The sequence below is a fragment of the Paenibacillus sp. FSL R7-0312 genome (assembly GCF_038004445.1).
GTDB lineage: Bacteria > Bacillota > Bacilli > Paenibacillales > Paenibacillaceae > Paenibacillus_AQ.
The window spans coordinates 1,017,092-1,033,903 of sequence record NZ_JBBORE010000001.1 but is presented as its reverse complement, the minus strand read 5'-3'; the positions used below and the strand labels follow the sequence as shown (position 1 = coordinate 1,033,903).

Genomic DNA, 16,812 nt, shown 5'->3' with positions numbered 1-16,812 from the left:
TAGAAGGAAATGAGGGGCATTAGTGCCCCTGAATCCGCTGAAAGTGGGCAGCAGAAGGAAATGAGGGGCAGAAGTGCCCCTGAATACACCAAAAGTGGGCAGTAGAAGGAAATGAGGGGCATTAGTGCCCCTGAATCCGCTGAAAGTGGGCAGCAGAAGGAAATGAGGGGCATTAGTGCCCTTGAATATGCCGAAAGTGGGCAGCAGAAGGAAATGAGGGGCATTAGTGCCCCTGAATACACCAAAAGTGGGCAGCAGAAGGAAATGAGGGGCATTAGTGCCCCTGAATACACCAAAAGTGGGCAGTAGGAGGAAATGAGGGGCATTAGTGCCCCTGAATACACCAAAAGTGGGCAGTAGAAGGAAATGAGGGGCAGAAGTGCCCCTGAATCCGCTGAAAGTGGGCAGCAGAAGGAAATGAGGGGCATTAGTGCCCCTGAATATGCCGAAAGTGGGCAGGGGGACGGAATGAGTAGCATTAGTGCCATAATTTCACCGGGGGCAGCCCGGGAAGTAGTCTGAATGAAGTTATGTGAAGTGGACTTACAATCTGCACAAGCTGCACAAGCCGCAAAGCTGTATAAGTTCCAGCATGAATCACCCGTTAGGGTGATTTTGTTTTTGTATAAGTATTTATTTAGGGTCCCGGCCGAAAGCTGAGTAATCACCGAAGCTAAGACCCGCTTTGTGAGGTGATTATAGAATTTTGAACTTATATTATAGTTGGCTTTATTTAGAGCGGTCCCGCTTTTCGGTACACTTGGAATAGAAATTACCGGGAGGAATCGGGACTATGCAGAGGCCGCTAAGCAAGGAAGAGCAGGACTGGGTAGAGCGCACGCTGGAGGCTATGAGCTTGCGGGAGCTCATCGGGCAAACTATGCAGGATCATGCAGGCAGACTGCCGTTCAAGGGGGATGACGAGGCCGCTCTTCGCGGGTATCTGGCACAATATCCGGTGGGCAGCTTCTTTATCGGCGGAGAGGTCATTCAGAAGGCTGCGGGTAAAGCGGAGGATTACCGGGACTGGACCGTGATGCTGCAGAGAATCAGCAAGTTCCCGCTGCTGTTCTCCGGTGATCTGGAATTCGGGGCCGGCTCTGCAGTCAAAAGCCTCACAGCCTTCCCGCCCCTTCTTGCCCTTGCTGCAGCCGATGATGAAGCGCTGGCTTATGAATACGGTAAATATACAGCGATGGAAGGCCGGGCAGCCGGTTTCACCTGGGCGCTGGCACCGGGGGTTGATCTTCTGCTGAACTGGATGAATCCCGTCATTACTACCCGCTGTCTCGGGGATGATGCCGGGCGGGCGGCACGCCTGTCTGCAGCCGTCATGCGCGGGATGCAGGATTATGGCATCGCGGCTTGCGCCAAGCATTTTCCCGGAGACGGGGTGGATTACAGGGATCAGCATATCATTACTACGATTAACAGCTTATCTGAAGAGGAATGGTTCTCCACTTATGGACATGTGGCTCAGAGAATCATCGATCAGGGGGTGATGTCCTATATGACCGGCCATATTGCCCTTCCCTGGATTGAAGACGAGGATGCTGCCGTGAAGGCTGTGCCTGCAACCGTATCGGAGCATATCACTACGGAGCTGCTCCGGGAACGAATGGGCTTCGATGGGGTGGTGCTGTCGGATGCGCTGGATATGGGCGGGTTTCTGGCCTGGGGAGATTATGAGAAGCGCATGATCGATTGTTTCAATTGCGGCACGGATGTGCTGCTCTGGCCGGGCGTGAGATATTTTGCGGTGATGGAGCAGGCGGTGGCGGACGGGCGGGTAAGCCGGGAACGGCTGAAGGCCAGCGTCCGGCGGATTCTGGAGATGAAGGCCCGGCTTGGAATGCAGTTTACCGGCGCTGCGGGAGAAGACGGGCTGGCATTGCCGCTGCTGGAGGATAAGCTGCCGCCCGGGCTGGACCGGCAGGTTAGACAATTCAGCCGGGCGCTGGCCGGGCGCTGCATTACGCTGGTCCGCAACCGGACCGGCCAGCTGCCTCTGAATCCGCAGACAGTGCGCCGAGTGCTGGTGATCATGCTGAACAAGGTGACGGAGGGGCGCAAATATGAGCGGATGAATCTTTTCGTTGAACAGCTTAAGGCAAGAGGGCTGCAGGTCGATATCCTCGATGAATTCGAACCGCTAACTACACTGCGGCAATGGGAGCTGTCCGGGGTGGCCTGGGACGCTGCTTTTGCCCCTTATTTCCTGCCGCTGCACGGCATGATGAATACTGCCCGTCCGGTAGGCGAAGCGGCCAAAGCCATCTGGGCCATGCAGCATGCAGAAACGATCAAGCCGGTCGGCATTTCATTTGCGTCGCCGTATTTGCTGCAGGATATTCCATTCCTCGATACGCTGGTGAATGCTTATTCGCTGCATGAGGATACGGTAGAGCTTACGGTCAAAGCGCTGTTTGGCGAAATTCCGTTTCAGGGCAACTCTCCGGTCAAAGCGGATTTCGAGGATTATCACGGTTCAAGGAGGCTTCGGACGTTTTGAATACAAAACAGGAGTTAGAAGAGAAGCTGGATCTTATCTTCGAATATATGAGTTCCGTCCGGCATCAGGGCAATTGGGGGATGGATATTCATCACTGGGACTGGGTGCCCGGCGTCGGTGTAATCTCCTTGATGGCATACGGAACTGCCACCGGTGCAGACAAGGTAATGGATTATGTGCTGCTCTGGGTGAACCGGAATAAGCGTAAGGCAGAGGGGGTTCGGGTCATCAACTCCCTGGCTCCATATGCTCTGTTTCCTGGGCTGTACCGGCTGACCGGGGACACCTGGTTTCTAAGCAGGTCTCAGGAAATTGCCTCTTGGATGCTGGAGACTGCGCCGCGAACCCGGGAAGGGGCGCTGGAGCATACTGTGACGGAGGCTGTAGACTTCCCGGAGCAGGTGTGGGCGGATACGGTGTATATGGCCGTGCTGTTCCTGGCACGGCTTGCCGGGCTGACCGGCGACCGCGGGCTTGCAGAGGCCGCCCTGCAGCAGACCCTGCTGCATCTGCGCCTGCTGCAGGACCCGGTGACGGGACTGTTGTTCCACGGCTGGAACTGCCGGGACGGCAGCCATATGTCGGCTGCCCGCTGGGCCCGGGCCAACGCCTGGGTTACGCTGGCCGTTCCGGAGATTGCGGCGGAGACCCGGCACACCGTTGCCGTTCCGGAAGAACTCTACAGCCGCTACCGTACGCTCGCCTCCGCCCTGCGGCAGGTTCAGGGAGAGAATGGACTCTGGCATACTGTGCTCGACAGACCGGATTATGTCCAGGAGACGTCGGCCAGCGCCGGCATCGCCTGCGGTTTCCTCAAGGCGGTTAAGGGCGGCCTGCTGGATGATTCTTATCTGGAGAGTGCCGGGAAGGCGCTTGAAGGAATCCTGCCGCTTATCCGTGAAGACGGCGAGGTGCAGGGAGTCTCGGGAGGCACCCCGGTAATGCCTTCAATAGAAGCGTACAACGCCATTGAGAGGTATCCGGCGCTGTACGGTCAGGGACTGGTGATGCAGCTGTTGACAGAGGCGCTGAATCACCAGCACCCGCAACACCTGCCGCAGGCGGTTCCGCTGAACTCTGAAGGTAAGGGAGGAAGATGACTGTGAAGGAAACCGCAGAGCCTGTAAATAAAGAGATGAACCATCAGCAGCTGCTGATTCATAAAATGTCCGGACTGGAGTCCCGCTATGATCCGGGCATCTGCATGCTGCGTTCCCCGTTCAGCAGCCCGGGTTATCATACAACCCTGAAGCAGGCGGAGTTCATCCATTCCACCAGAGATTCCCTCTCCTATGCACTCGGACTGCTTGATACGGAGCTGGCCCGTTATGAACAGCGGGCATTCGATATCATCCGGCAGGTGATCTCCCTGCAGGATACCGACCGGAGCCATGCTACCTTCGGGATCTGGTCCTGGTTCTATGAGGAGCCGCTGCACCAGATGGCCCCTCCGGACTGGAACTGGGCCGATTTCTGCGGCAGCCGGCTGGTTCAGGCGATCGCACGCCACGGCCACCGCTTCCCGGACGATCTGAGGGAAGATGTGCTCCGGTCCATCGATTATGCCTGCGAGGCGATTATCAGGCGGAATGTGGGTCCGGACTATACCAATATTGCGATTATTGGAGCTTTTGTTACGAGAATTGCCGGGGAGCAATTGGGGCGTGAGGATTATGCGGCATACGGTCTGGAGCGGCTTCGGAAGCTGCACGCCCATACCATGCAGCATGGGGCTTTTCAGGAATACAACAGTCCGGTCTATACCTATATTGCCATTCTGGAGCTGTCGAAGCTTCAGTCCGAGACCACGGACAGCGCGGTCAAAGCACTGACCAGAGAACTGCTTGAGCTGACCTGGAAGACCGTCGCGGGTTATTATCACCCGGTCACGGCCCAGTGGTCCGGGCCGCATTCCCGCAGTTACGGGGCGCTGCTGAATGAGCAGAGCAAGGCTTTTCTGCAAATGGCGACGGGAGGAGCGGTGAGGTTCTTCCCCCGGGAGGAGCTGCCCTACGAGGAAGAATGGTATAGGAGCGGCATCCACTGCCCGCCTGCTTATCTGGCTGGCTTCACGGTTCCTGAGACGAAGGAAGTAAGACAGCTCTTGGATGGGCAAGGGGAGGGGGAGGGGCAAATGGACGGCGGCAAATGGGCGGTCACTTATATGACCCCGCAGTTTAGTATCGGTTCCTTCACACATAGTGATCTGTGGAATCAAAGACGGCCGCTGGTGGTCTATGTTGACAATCATGGCCAGCCGGCCTATATCCGGCTCCGCTGCCTGCATGACGGCTATGACTACTGCTCTGCACGCTTCAAATCGCTGCAGGAAGCAGGACATTTGCTGTTCGGTGTAGATTTCATTACGGACGGCGGCGATACTCATCCGAATCTCGACCGGACCGGGGGCATCATTGAGGCCGCTGATCTACGGCTGCGGCTGGAGATTGGCGGGTGCCTGGATGGGATCATCGCCGGACCTACGGAAGAAGGGGCGAGCATCATCATTGGGGAAACTGCGTTTAATCTGACGACCTGGTTCGCGGCGTTCAGCGGGCATGCAGGCGCGGTGCGCAGCTGGGCGTGGGAAATTCATAACGCGGAAGACAGCATAAATATCGATATGATTCTCTATACGGGTCCGCGCAGAAGCATTGATTTCACCACTCTACAGCAGGCGGCGCTGGTATTCTCGCTGGAGGTACAGCCGGAGGAGGAAGAAGAGGTTTATGCTGAACCGGTCCTGGAGATGACGGATGACAGCAGGGCGCTGCGGGTGAACAGCAGCGGAAGGGACGGAGGGTTCTTGCTTCAATTAAATCCCGGTCCGGCAAAATAAGGCGGACAGATCGGCTGTCCGCGGGTCCTTACGGAGTTTACTGCTGGAAGTATTCACTGCTTCCGGTGCTTCCATATACAACAGCAGGAGCAGGCCCGGTAAGAGTTACCGGGGCCTGCTCCTGTTACATAGAGAAGATTCTATTGCGAAAGCTCAACAAAATCACTCCGGAACCGCTCATAATCAGCGGCCCGGCACTCCAGCTTAAGACGTGTGCCCTGCTCTTCATAGCTGACGGATTGCACATCGGCATGCTCATTGAAGTAAGAAACAATGCTGCCCCGGTCGAACGGGACCAGAATCTCACACTGAATATAATCAGTAAAGATCCGGCTGCGGATCAGCGCCGTAAGCTCGGGAATTCCGCGGTTCTTCAGCGCAGAGAGCGTTACAGAATTCTCCTGGACCTGCGGATAAGGCTGGTCCGTCAGATCGGCTTTGTTGTAAGCATACAGGGTGGGAATGCCGTCAGCGCCCAGCGCCTTCAGGGTCTCATCCGTTACAGCCATATGCTGCTCATGCTGCGCATCGGAAATGTCGACCACATGGATCAGCAGATCCGCTTCCGTGACCTCTTCCAGTGTCGAGCGGAAGGCCTTGACCAGATGATGGGGCAGCTGGCTGACGAACCCGACGGTATCTGTCAGCAGGAAGGTTTTGTGATCGGGCAGTTCGATACTGCGCACCGATGTTTCGAGAGTGGCGAACAGCATATCCTTGGCGAAGACCCCTTTGCCCGAGCCGGGATGATAGGTCTCCACCAGCGTATTCATTAAGCTAGACTTGCCGGTATTGGTGTAGCCCACGAGACAAACGACAGGCACCTCATTCTTGTGGCGCTGCTTACGCTGAATCTGGCGCCTTGAGACCTGTGCTTGCAGCTCTGTCTGGAGGACGGAGATGCGCTCCTCAATTCTTCTGCGGTCCAGCTCCAGCTTCGTCTCCCCGGCCCCTCTGTTCTTCAGGCCGGTCCCGCCTCCGCCGCCTTGTCTGCCCAGAGATTCGCGCAAGCCCGTCAGGCGGGGAAGCATGTACTGGAGCTGTGCTACTTCCACCTGCAGCTGGGCTTCCTTGGTTTTGGCCCGCTGCACGAAGATGTTCAGAATCAGAATCGTCCGGTCAATGACCTCATGGTCAAGCGTTGATTCCAGATTACGGATCTGGGACGGCGACAGCTCGTCATTGAAAATAACGATAGGCGCATCATGCTGCTCCATCAGCAGTGCCAGCTCCTGGATTTTGCCGGTTCCAATATAATGCGAGGGGTTCACCCGGCTGGACTTCTGGCTGAGCTCAGCCACGACCTCAATATCACAGGCAGCTGCCAGATTGCGCAGCTCCTCCATGGCGTAATCGAAGTTATTGTCATTCTGCAGCTGTACACCGACGATGACTGCTTTTTGTTGTATGGATTCCATGTATAGTTCAACCTCCATGATTAAATTTGGACATAAAAAAGCACAGGCAGACTGCCTGTGCTAAAAGGATTGTGAGGAACAACAGAATAGGGTCCTGTAGAGCCGTTACACCAATAACAAACAGCTCTACAGCTATGGCACTCCCATAAATAATATGAAGCGAAGCACCGGCAGTGTTAGGGAGGAATAGTTCTCTATTCCGGCCATGCCGGGCTGCGGTTCAGTATATTCTCTATGGGGATGCAATTCCTAAAGGCATAAGGCGGGCCGGGCGGAGCAACCTCGGTTCTCCGTTCAAATACAAGGGGATTTATAGACTTCACGCTATAAATCATCCTGTTGTCCCGCGTATAAGATCAAGCTATGGGCTGCCTCTAAAAATGGATAGACCTATCCTGAGTCCTCTGCACAAGGCAGAGCTTTCGCGCTATGAAGCTGTAATTAGCCGCGTAAGTTACGAATCCGGATATAGTCTATCACACTGAGCCCTCCGTTCTAAAAAAGTTAAGTTGATTTTAGCACAGCGGGTATAAAATGGCAACTGCGCCCAGTTACGGAAGCGTCTGAGGGCTGTGGAGTGTCTCCCGCTGTCAATAAACCAGAAACTTCAAATCTGCTCGGCATATGATATATGAAATAGCTTGAATAGGAGGGTGAAGAGCTGTGCCTGTATTGACAACCAACATGTTAACAAAGAACCCTACCTTGGGAGCAGGGCCTATCAGTCAAGCGGTCGTAAAAGTAGTGAACAATGGAACCTCCAGAGGAGTGGTCTATTTAACCGGGCTGAATACTGATTGTAAGTCCAGCGGCGCTATTCGCCCAGGAGCTATCCGAGTTGAATTACAGGGAAGTCGTAACCAAAATATATAATGTGACACAGACGTTTTTCCTATTCAATGTAGTGTACTCACAGGAGCAGGTTCGTGTCCGTGTGTTCCTGATTGACAGCAGCGGGGTCTGGATTCCCGTTCCTCTGCTGCCGATTGCTGTAAGCCGGATCACTTCGGAATTCCGTGGCAATATCACCGTTACTGATAACGATTTCGCGGCCATCAGCTTCCGCAGAAGTCCCGCAGTGACCATTCCTGAAGCAGTGGCTACCGAGATCAAAGCGGATGGACTGGAGATTCTGGCCTCACCCCCCCATCCGCTATAAAGTGATCGCCGGCGGAAGCGTAAACGGAGCCTTTGTGAACTATCCTACACCGACTACAGCTATTCCTGTAACTGAAACCACCCTGCAAGTGAACTATACATGTACTGCTGTTACTGGCGGAAGGGTCATCACTCAAGGAATCGGCTCAGGCATATCGGGTGCGTACCAGAATGTTGCCATGAATCTGGTAAATCAGCAGCTGCTCCACGACATGCAGCAGGAGCCAATCACGCTGGTGGTCAGCTCACTAGCCGGGGAAGACAATCTGGCTGCAACCTTTAGAATGATAGAGCAGTGGTGAATTTAGTTAACCGACCCATTCCCTCCGCAGCGTGAACAGATCCTTCAGCGCGTCCGTAGACAGCTCGGTGATCCAGCCCTCGGAGCCGGAGATCACATCGTCGCTGAGCTGCTGCTTGCTCTCCAGCATCTCGTCAATCTTCTCCTCCAGTGTGCCGAGCGAGATGAACTTATGCACCTGCACGTCCCGGGTCTGGCCCATGCGGTAGGCACGGTCAGTGGCCTGGTTCTCCACCGCCGGATTCCACCAGCGGTCGAAGTGAAAGACATGATTGGCGGCGGTCAGATTGAGACCGACACCGCCCGCTTTGAGCGAGAGGATAAATACATTCGGCTGATCGGACGGCTGGTACCCGGACGCGGCATCGGCTTCACTGGCAGGCAGTGCGGGGGCCTGGAACCGCTCAATCATGCGGTCACGGGTGCTCTTCGGGGTGCTGCCGTTCAGATACAGCACCGGTTCCTGCAGCTCCTGCTGGAGCACTGCCTGCAGCATCTTGCCCATGCCGACATACTGGGTGAAGATCAGGCAGCGCTCATTCTCTTCGCGCAGCTCGCGGACCATGGCCAGCAGCCGTTCCAGCTTCGCAGACCGTTCAATCAAGGCGCTGGTGTCCAGAACGTCTCCGGCCTCCGGCTCGGGCAGCGCCTCTTTGGTCAGCAGCATTGGATGGTCGCATAGCTGCTTAAGGCTGGTCAAGGCGGCCAGAATGGCTCCCTTGCGTTCAATACCCTCCAGCTTCTGCATCCGTTCGAGCAGGCTGTTCACGTTCTGGTCGTAGAGCGCCGCTTGCTCTGCTGTCAGATTAATGTAGGTTTTCATTTCATTCTTATCCGGAAGATCGAGCTGAATGGCCGGATCCTTCTTCTTGCGGCGCAGCATGAACGGCTTGACCAGCCGCTGCAAGTCTGCGGTTTTTTCGGCATTCCGCTCCTTCTCGATGGCGTTAGCGAACCGGTCCTGGAACCCTTTCGGACTGCCGAGATAACCCGGTGTGATGAAATCGTAGATTGACCACAGCTCGGACAGCCTGTTCTCAATTGGCGTTCCGGTCAGGGCAATCCGGTGCAGGGCCGGGAAGCTGCGCACTGCGGCGGATTGTTTCGTTCCGGCGTTCTTGATATTCTGCGCTTCATCAAGGCAGACGGCCGCCCAGGTGAACTGCTTCAGCAGCTCCTGGTCCAGCGCGGCGGTAGCATAGGAAGTGAGGACCACATCGGCCTGCGAAGCAGCGCCGTAGAAATATCCGGCATCCAGCCGTCTGCTTCCATAATGAAGCATCACGTTCAGGGAAGGGGCGAAACGCTGCAGCTCCTTCTGCCAGTTGCCGAGCACGGAGGTCGGGCAGATGATCAGCGAAGGCCAGCCGGCCGGCTCTGTCTGCCGCCGGGCTACCGGTGCGCCCGAAGCTTCCGCTTCCGCCTCCTGCTCCTTCAAGTGGAGCAGGTAGGAGATCAGCTGCACCGTCTTGCCGAGGCCCATATCATCGGCCAGGCAAGCGCCAAGGCCGAAGCGGCGCAGGAACACCAGCCAGGCATAGCCTTCATGCTGGTAGCTGCGAAGCTCGGCATGGAGGCCGGCGGGAACCTCCGGCTTCGGCCACTGGCTGCGCTGTCCAAGCTGGCCGATGATTCCGACCAGATGCTCGTTCAGCTCGACCTCCAGCCGGACGCGGGCTGCTTCTTCCTCGGCGCGCTGCGCTTCGGCCTCCTCCGCGTCAGCGTCCGCACCGCTGTTCAGTAGGTGCAGCTGCAGCACATCCTGGAAGGACAAGCCGCGTGACTTGTCCATTCCGGCCATGGCCCGCTGAATCTGCGCCAGCAGCGCAGGGTCCAGCGGAATCCACTTGCCGCGGAACTGGACGAGGCGTTCCCCGCGCGCGACGAGGTCGGCGAACTCCGCCTCGGACAGGTCGGCGTCGCCGATGGAGATGCGCCAGTCGAAGTCGACGAGCGCATCGAGGCCGAACAGCGACTGCCCGCGGCCCTCGGCGGTGCCGGAGCTGATCTTCGCGCGCAGGCGCGGCTTCCTGCGGCTGGCGGCTTCCCACCACGCCGGCAGCAGCACCTGCCAGCCGGCCTCCAGCAGGAGCCGGCTGTCGGCCGTGAGGAACCGCCACGCGATAGCATCGCTAAGCGGTTCAGCCAGCACATCGGCGCCGCGCCCGATGTGCTCCGGAAGGCTGTCACGCAGCCGCGACAGCCACCCGGCCGCGCGCTCGTGGACGTGAGGCGTCCACGATGCGGGCCACAGGCCATGCGGCTCGCCGTCCCCGGTGAGCCGCAGCGGCACAAGCGCGGACTCGTCGCGCTTGTCCTGCAGGAGCAGCTGGAGCCGCCAGTGCGGCAGCTCTTCGTCCGGTTCAAGCAGCTGCAGCACCGGCCGGAACGGCGCGGTGTCTGCCTTCCAGCCGATGGACATCAGCCAGCTGTCTTCGTCCATCCCGGCCGCACTGCTGCGGCTAGCGCTGAACAGCAGCGGGAACTCACTGCGCAGGTCACCGGCTTCCGCATCGGTGCCGTAATAGCGCTGGAAGACCGCCGCAGAGAAGGCGGCCTGCAGACCTTCTGCGAACCCGCTGCGGTCCTGGAGACTGTGCAGCGCCGCCGCATCGTCCCAGTTGCCTTCGGCGGCTTCAGCCAGCAGCTTCTCCTCCCAGGCCCAGCGGAGCTGGCCTTCCCGGTAGGCGGAGAAGCTGGGCGCATACTGCTTGTTATCCAGCATTCCTGCCAGCAGCGGGGCCAGCCGCTTCAAGAGCTGGGCATCACCCTGCCAGCTCCAGCCGACATGCCGGAGCAGCCGCAGGCTGGCGAAGAACGGAATCACCTGCTCGGCAGGAAGCACCACGAGCTCGACTTCATCCGCCTTCGAAGTAGTAAGCTCCGTTCCATAGAAGGATTCTTCATGCCAGGCGAACAGCTTCTGCTTCAACTGGACGCCGGGTACATAATCATCCCGGTCATCTACACCGTAGATCAGCGCGTCGCCATATTGGCTTAAGGCGAGCTGGACCGTAATATTGCGCATCATTGTGTTCATGGAATTAGTTTTCCTTTCCGCAGTTCCTCCTGAAGAGCGCGCAGCCGGCTGTGCCGGTCCGTGAAGGCTTGGAGGAATTCCTCCCAGCGTGCTTCGCGTTTCAGCTTCTTGTACAGCTTGGACAGACGTTTCAGCAGCTTCACCGCTGCTTTGTAGCTGTGCCGGTTTTTGTCCAGCACGAATCGTTCCACAGCCTGATGATAGAACGGCAGGAGCAGCTCCGGCGCATTCTTCTCCACCGGCTGCAGGTCACTGACCCGGAAGTCGGCAGGCTGCCGCCCGGCCGATAACTGCATATCCATCCATTCCTGCCATTTGCCGTAGGTCAGCAGCTGCTCTTCATAGATCTCGCGAGATAGCGGCAGCATACCGGCCAGCGTATCCCACATCCGGGGCTCGGCTTCGGGCAGATGACGGACTGCTTCATCCCAGTACCCGGCGTACTCCTGCAGATTATACAGCCGGCTGCTGAGCAGCGGGCCAATCTCCGCCAGCCATGCCGTGAGGCGTGTCCACTGCCGGGCTTCTGCCAGCGGGGGCAGGAAGCTTATCAGTTCCTCCGGGTGCAGTCCGGGCCGCTCAGCTGCTGCGCGCAGCTGTTCCATGGCGGCAGCATCATCATGCAGAGAATAATACATCCGGCTCTCGGCCAGCAGACGGGCATGGCGTGAGGCTGCAGCCCCCAGAGCTTGTCCGGCCGTCCGCAGGTGCTCCAGCTCTTCGGCATACAGCTCCGGTCCGCTTAGATTCGGCGTAATCCAATGGGTCCACAGCAGGTTATAGCAGTAAGAGAAGTAGGGCTGATCCCGCGAACGGTCGCGGGCTTCCGTCAGCATCTCGCCCCGCAGATAGGCGATTGTATCGTATACTCTGGGCCATTCTTCAGGGGCCTCCGCCAGCGGCAGGCTCTTCTTCATCATGTCTGTGATATGCTTCTGCAGCTCGGAAATCGCAATCGAGGTATAGTAGCCGACAGAATAACCAAGTGAGGAGAGGTTCGCCGCCAGCGGCTGTCCTCCAGGCTTAACTAAGCTTTCCAGTACACAGAGACGGGTATGAAGCTTGAACAGCTGGCCGGCAGCGGGAGACAGCTTGGGGCGGACCCCGGAGATGGCGGCCAGCGCCCGGTCGGCATACTGCGGATTTCGCACAGTATGGGCCAGGGGTTCTATAAGGATTGCCATGTATTCACGCCACTGCTGCACAGTGGCTTCTGGAATAAGCGCCTCCAGCTTCTTCAGCTGTTCCCCGCGCCGTCCCGGAACTCCTTGAGCAGGAGCTGAAGGGATCTTGGGAATGTTCACAAGTGCCTTGGCATTGGCGATCGAATGTACAGGTTTGCCCTGAAGCTCTGCGTAGTACATCAGCACAGCGGCGATATGCTTGCACGGGCCGGATACCGGACAGTCGCAGTGGCTTTCCAGCAGATGCTCCAGCTGGGCGGCAACCATATAATCTTCCCGGCCTTCAACGATGGACATGATTTTCCTGTCCGTCCTCATCTGGAAGGCATGCACGCGTTTTTGTTTATAATATTGAAACCCCCGTTTAAGGGTCAGATCATCAAAAATCCGGGCCACATCCGAAATAAGCTTGTCCCATTCGGCATCATCCATGGCATAATTTGGTTGCATCGCAATCGTTCTCCTGTAGTAGATTGGTGTTGAAACCGTACTGCCCCTGCAAACAGGTCGGCAGCTTCGTCTCGGATAGAATCATTCCTTTCATTATATCATTTCTGCGTATTTTATCCGTAAATGCTTAAAATCTTAAAGGGTATGACATGCTCCATATTGAAGTATAGGTGAACATGCTACTCTAAGGTCTGGACCAAGAGAGAACGCTGGAAGGATGAAGTTAAGGAAATGCTGCGATTTAAATTGAAATATCTGCTGAACAACAAACAAAACCGGCTGATTCTGATGCTGACGGCAGGAGTCTCGCTTCTGATCACTTTGATCGGGTTATTCTCCTATAGAGAGTACCGCAACGCACTGGATACCGAGCTCAATACACCGAATGTCGAATTGCTGCAGATTAACGTAGATGTGACGAACCGGGCCTTCCGCGAATCGGATAACAAAGCGGTCGATTTATCCTTTCACCCGGCCGTACTGAAATATATAGAAGCCGCTACCGGGGACAATGCCGGCATTGCCGCAGAGCCGCAGGAATATCTCAAGACGCTGGCGACAGAGCCGGATGTGCATGCCATCAGCGTGATCAAGTTTAAGGATCATTCCGTCCTCTCCAGCGGCTACGGCTACGTATCATCCTGGGGAAATGCGCCGGAGCATGCCTGGGAGTCCTGGATCGGGGAGATTAAGGAGAAGCCGCTTCTGATCAAAAGAAGGCTGTACACCGGCACCGACTCCCGTCTCCGGGAAACAGAGCTGCTGTCATTGGCCCGGCCGGTTGTAGAGAACGGGGAAGTGACCGGGGCTGTGCTGATCGATCTCGATTACGATATGCTTTTCTCCAAAATGTATACCCATCTCTCGAACTATCAGCTGGTGTATAACCTGGAGGGGGAGCTGATCTATCCCAAGCTGAACCTTCCGTTCCCGCTGGCGGACATGCAGAACGTACTGAAGGATATTAATGTCAGCCCGTTTGCCCATGTCCGGATCGGCGGTCAGGCCTATATGGCTAATCAGACCTTCTCCAATGTGACCGGCTGGCGGCTAATTTCGCTGGTGCCGATGGAGCAGCTGCTGAAGAATGTGAAGATCGCGCGCAATATGATGCTGATGCTGTCCCTGATCTCGATTGCAGTAGGTCTATCCGCTATTTATTATTATAATTTCGCTGCCTTCCGGCCGCTCAAGCGGATTAACAAGCTGCTGCTTCCTGAACAGAAGGCGGCGGGGCAAGGCGGGCTGTATGATCTGGAGCCGGTCATCGGCAAGCTGGTCGGTGATTTCCGGAGTAAATCGCTGGTCGCGGACTGGAGCCTTCCTGAACTGCGTTCCAAGTTCGTGCAGGACCTGATTACGCGAAGTATCGGAACCCAGGAGACGCAGACGAAGTTCGAACATTATTTTACCGGCTGGACGGAAGGTCCGTTCGAGACGCTCGCCTTGTCCATAGACCGGCATACCCAATGGGCGGCGGGGTTCATAGAAGAAGATCAGATGCTGCTCAAATACGCGATGATCAACATGGTTCACGAGTATTTCGAAGCTTCGTGGCGGACCGTCATCGCGGCACCGCAGAAAGACAGTCTGGTCGTATTGCTGCAAGCGAAAGACCGCGAAGAGAAGCAGTTATATGCAGATGCCCGTAAGCTGGCCGGCCTTATTCATGAAGTGCTGAATATATCAGTGTCCATTGGTATCGGCGAGCAGGCTGCGTCCATTGCCCAGGTGCCTAGTTCCTATTCAGAGGCGCAGCTGGCTGTATCCTACCGGTTATATGAAGGTTATGCCCATGTCCGTGTGTATTCACATGCGGAGAACACATATGAAGAGAGCAGCGGACCGGCTGATGATGCCTGGAAACAGGAAATGCTGAGTGCCCTGAAGTCTTCGGACGCCCAGGCTGCGCAGGAGTGGATCCGCAGATGGTCGGCTGAGATGCGTAAGAAAGGAATTCAGCCGCAAAAAGTATTCCGCACCGTCGATGACCTGCTGGAGGAAATTCTGCATATGGCAGCGGCCGGCGGATACCCGCTGCCTGCCGAGCTGGCTGACTACACCCGGCATCAGGTGTCGACGATGGAGCTTCATGAGATTGAGGACATGCTATGCAGCATTGCCGTTCATATGGCCGGGGCGTTCGGAGCACACCGGCAATCGAAGGAGTTCCTGCTCGTACAGAATCTGATCAAGTATATGGAAGAGAATCTGCAGTTCAATATCGGACTTCAGGATATCGCCTCCCATGTGAATATGGGTGTGTCTTCCGTGAGTACAATCTTTAAGGAAGAGACCGGAACGACAGTCTATGACTATCTGACCAACCTCAGAATTGATCTAGCCTGTGAATTGCTGCTGGACAGCACCCTGCGGGTCGCCGATATTGCGCTGCAGGTCGGCTACCAGAATGAGAACAGCTTCATCCGGGTATTCCGCAAGATTAAATCAACAACTCCGGGCAAGTTCCGGGAGAACAGCAAATCTTCCAAAGAGTATGCAGATCGGCCAAAACCGCGCCATTCCGGCGTTTCTGAGGATACAGAATAAGATTATACGATTGAAGGAACACCCCCGAATGCGATAAAGTTCTATTTGAGAAAACTTTCACAGCTTCCCGGAAGGTAGGCTGATGCTCAGAGAATTCGGGGGTGAAGCAGCGGGCGCAGGGCCAGCGTAAGATTCAGCAGGCTGCCCGATTACGGTTAATAGAGAAGAGGGATGGTTTTGAAGCGGACAACCAAAATAGGAATCTGGACGGCATCGGTACTCGCGGTTCTGTTAATCCTTAGAACCTTCATTCAACTGACGGGCGATGCAGATCACAAGAATGTCAGCACCGATTTTCCCGAACGGCCGATTACACTGATCGTGCCCTATGCGGCAGGCGGAGGAACAGATACCACGGCAAGAGCACTCGCCAAAGCGACAGAGAAGGTGCTGGGCCAGCCGATTATTGTGGTCAACCGGACAGGCGGCGGAGGTTCTGTAGGGCTGATGGAAGGCGCGAACGCTAAGGGTGATGGCTATACCGTCACTTTTTTGCCGGCCGAGCTGACGATTCTTCCCCATCTGGGACTATTGCCGATTACCTATGAGAAGTTCAAACCCATCGCACAGACGAATTTCGATCCTTCCGCCATTACCGTTAGACAGGACGCGCCATGGCAAGACGTCAATGAATTTCTCGACTTTGCGAAAGCGCATCCAGAGGAACTCAAAATGGGAAACGCAGGAACGGGGAGCATTTGGCATTTGGCCGCCGTAACCTTGGAACGGGAGACAGGTGTGAAGTTTGCACATATTCCTTTTGAAGGTGCAGGGCCAGCCGTTTCCGCTTTGATGGACGGATTCGTGGACGCGGTGCCGGTCAGTCCCGCCGAGGTGAAGAAGTATGTAGATGAAGGCAAGCTGCGGACACTGGCGGTTAACGCGGATAAACGTTCAGAGGCGCTGCCGGATGTGCCGACTCTGGAAGAGCAGACCGGAATACATGTGAACTTCACCAGTACATGGAGAGGGCTGGCTGTGCCGAAGGATACGCCCGATGCCATTGCGGAAGTGTTGGCCGGGGCATTTATCAAAGGGACCGAGGACAGAGCTTTCCGCGAATATATGAAGTCGAACGGACTTGGACTGCTGGTGAAGGACGGCAAAGCCTTCTCGAAACAGCTTAAGGAAAGCGATGATTTATTCGCCAAAATGATCCCGGAGCTCGGGCTAAGCCGCAGGTAAGCTGTACGAAGTGTGAAAGCGCCATCAGACAAAGTAATCTCAGGAAACCCGCTTGCTGACTAGCAGGATTGTAGTGAACGGGGAATTTGCTGGGGCTGGTTTGCTGCGCCTTCATAAGGAAAAATAATCATAATATTCAATATTATATAAACTCAATATGAGTAAGAGAGGTATG

At 56.1% G+C, this 16,812-nt stretch carries 10 protein-coding genes; 7 read left to right on the top strand and 3 right to left on the bottom strand.

Translation table 11 applies throughout. The annotated features are described in order from the left end of the window. Positions 1–793 precede the first annotated feature (793 nt). Genes MKX70_RS04375 through MKX70_RS04365 form a run of 3 tightly spaced genes read left to right on the top strand, consistent with a single transcriptional unit; the run spans position 794 to position 5,351 of the window. Complete coding sequence (locus MKX70_RS04375) at positions 794–2,512, top strand: glycoside hydrolase family 3 protein (RefSeq protein ID WP_340839594.1); 1,719 nt, start codon at positions 794–796, stop codon at positions 2,510–2,512. After that, on the top strand, positions 2,509–3,612 hold the full coding sequence (locus MKX70_RS04370; RefSeq protein WP_340839593.1) for a glycoside hydrolase family 88 protein: 1,104 nt from the start codon (positions 2,509–2,511) through the stop codon (positions 3,610–3,612). The genes MKX70_RS04375 and MKX70_RS04370 overlap by 4 nt, the downstream gene beginning before the upstream one ends. Before the next feature lie 2 nt (positions 3,613–3,614). Further along, positions 3,615–5,351 carry a hypothetical protein gene (locus MKX70_RS04365; RefSeq protein WP_042231780.1) on the top strand — a complete coding sequence of 579 codons (1,737 nt, stop codon included), beginning with the start codon at positions 3,615–3,617 and terminating at the stop codon, positions 5,349–5,351. Between the two features lie 140 nt (positions 5,352–5,491). On the opposite strand, the gene hflX is transcribed toward MKX70_RS04365, so the two are convergent. Continuing rightward, a complete protein-coding gene (gene hflX, locus MKX70_RS04360) occupies positions 5,492–6,769 on the bottom strand; it encodes a GTPase HflX (RefSeq protein ID WP_340839592.1) in 1,278 nt (425 codons plus the stop codon). 838 nt (positions 6,770–7,607) lie between these two features. Here hflX and MKX70_RS04355 point away from each other — a divergent pair. Next, positions 7,608–7,928, top strand: a complete 321-nt coding sequence (locus tag MKX70_RS04355) for a hypothetical protein (protein WP_042231786.1) — start codon at positions 7,608–7,610, stop codon at positions 7,926–7,928. Then, positions 7,888–8,229 carry a hypothetical protein gene (locus MKX70_RS04350; RefSeq protein WP_340839591.1) on the top strand — a complete coding sequence of 114 codons (342 nt, stop codon included), beginning with the start codon at positions 7,888–7,890 and terminating at the stop codon, positions 8,227–8,229. Before MKX70_RS04355 ends, MKX70_RS04350 begins: the two co-directional genes overlap by 41 nt. A gap of 6 nt (positions 8,230–8,235) precedes the next feature. On the opposite strand, the gene MKX70_RS04345 is transcribed toward MKX70_RS04350, so the two are convergent. Both MKX70_RS04345 and MKX70_RS04340 read right to left on the bottom strand, forming a co-directional pair. Then, positions 8,236–11,268 carry a DEAD/DEAH box helicase gene (locus MKX70_RS04345; protein WP_340839590.1) on the bottom strand — a complete coding sequence of 1,011 codons (3,033 nt, stop codon included), beginning with the start codon at positions 11,266–11,268 and terminating at the stop codon, positions 8,236–8,238. Further along, on the bottom strand, positions 11,265–12,902 hold the full coding sequence (locus tag MKX70_RS04340; RefSeq protein WP_340839589.1) for an SWIM zinc finger family protein: 1,638 nt from the start codon (positions 12,900–12,902) through the stop codon (positions 11,265–11,267). The genes MKX70_RS04345 and MKX70_RS04340 overlap by 4 nt, the downstream gene beginning before the upstream one ends. Before the next feature lie 231 nt (positions 12,903–13,133). Here MKX70_RS04340 and MKX70_RS04335 point away from each other — a divergent pair, with 231 nt between their 5' ends. Beyond that, positions 13,134–15,452 carry a helix-turn-helix domain-containing protein gene (locus tag MKX70_RS04335; RefSeq protein ID WP_340839588.1) on the top strand — a complete coding sequence of 773 codons (2,319 nt, stop codon included), beginning with the start codon at positions 13,134–13,136 and terminating at the stop codon, positions 15,450–15,452. Between the two features lie 171 nt (positions 15,453–15,623). Further along, complete coding sequence (locus MKX70_RS04330) at positions 15,624–16,637, top strand: tripartite tricarboxylate transporter substrate binding protein (RefSeq protein ID WP_042231796.1); 1,014 nt, start codon at positions 15,624–15,626, stop codon at positions 16,635–16,637. Positions 16,638–16,812: the final 175 nt, after the last annotated feature.

Coding starts and splice junctions, on each gene's coding strand:
- MKX70_RS04375 (WP_340839594.1), top strand. CDS start 794: ATGCAGAGGCCGCTAAGCAAGGAAGAGCAGGACTGGGTAGAGCGCACG.
- MKX70_RS04350 (WP_340839591.1), top strand. CDS start 7,888: ATGGACTGGAGATTCTGGCCTCACCCCCCCATCCGCTATAAAGTGATC.
- MKX70_RS04335 (WP_340839588.1), top strand. CDS start 13,134: ATGCTGCGATTTAAATTGAAATATCTGCTGAACAACAAACAAAACCGG.
- MKX70_RS04330 (WP_042231796.1), top strand. CDS start 15,624: ATGGTTTTGAAGCGGACAACCAAAATAGGAATCTGGACGGCATCGGTA.
- MKX70_RS04345 (WP_340839590.1), bottom strand. CDS start 11,268: ATGAACACAATGATGCGCAATATTACGGTCCAGCTCGCCTTAAGCCAA.
- MKX70_RS04340 (WP_340839589.1), bottom strand. CDS start 12,902: ATGCAACCAAATTATGCCATGGATGATGCCGAATGGGACAAGCTTATT.
- hflX (WP_340839592.1), bottom strand. CDS start 6,769: ATGGAATCCATACAACAAAAAGCAGTCATCGTCGGTGTACAGCTGCAG.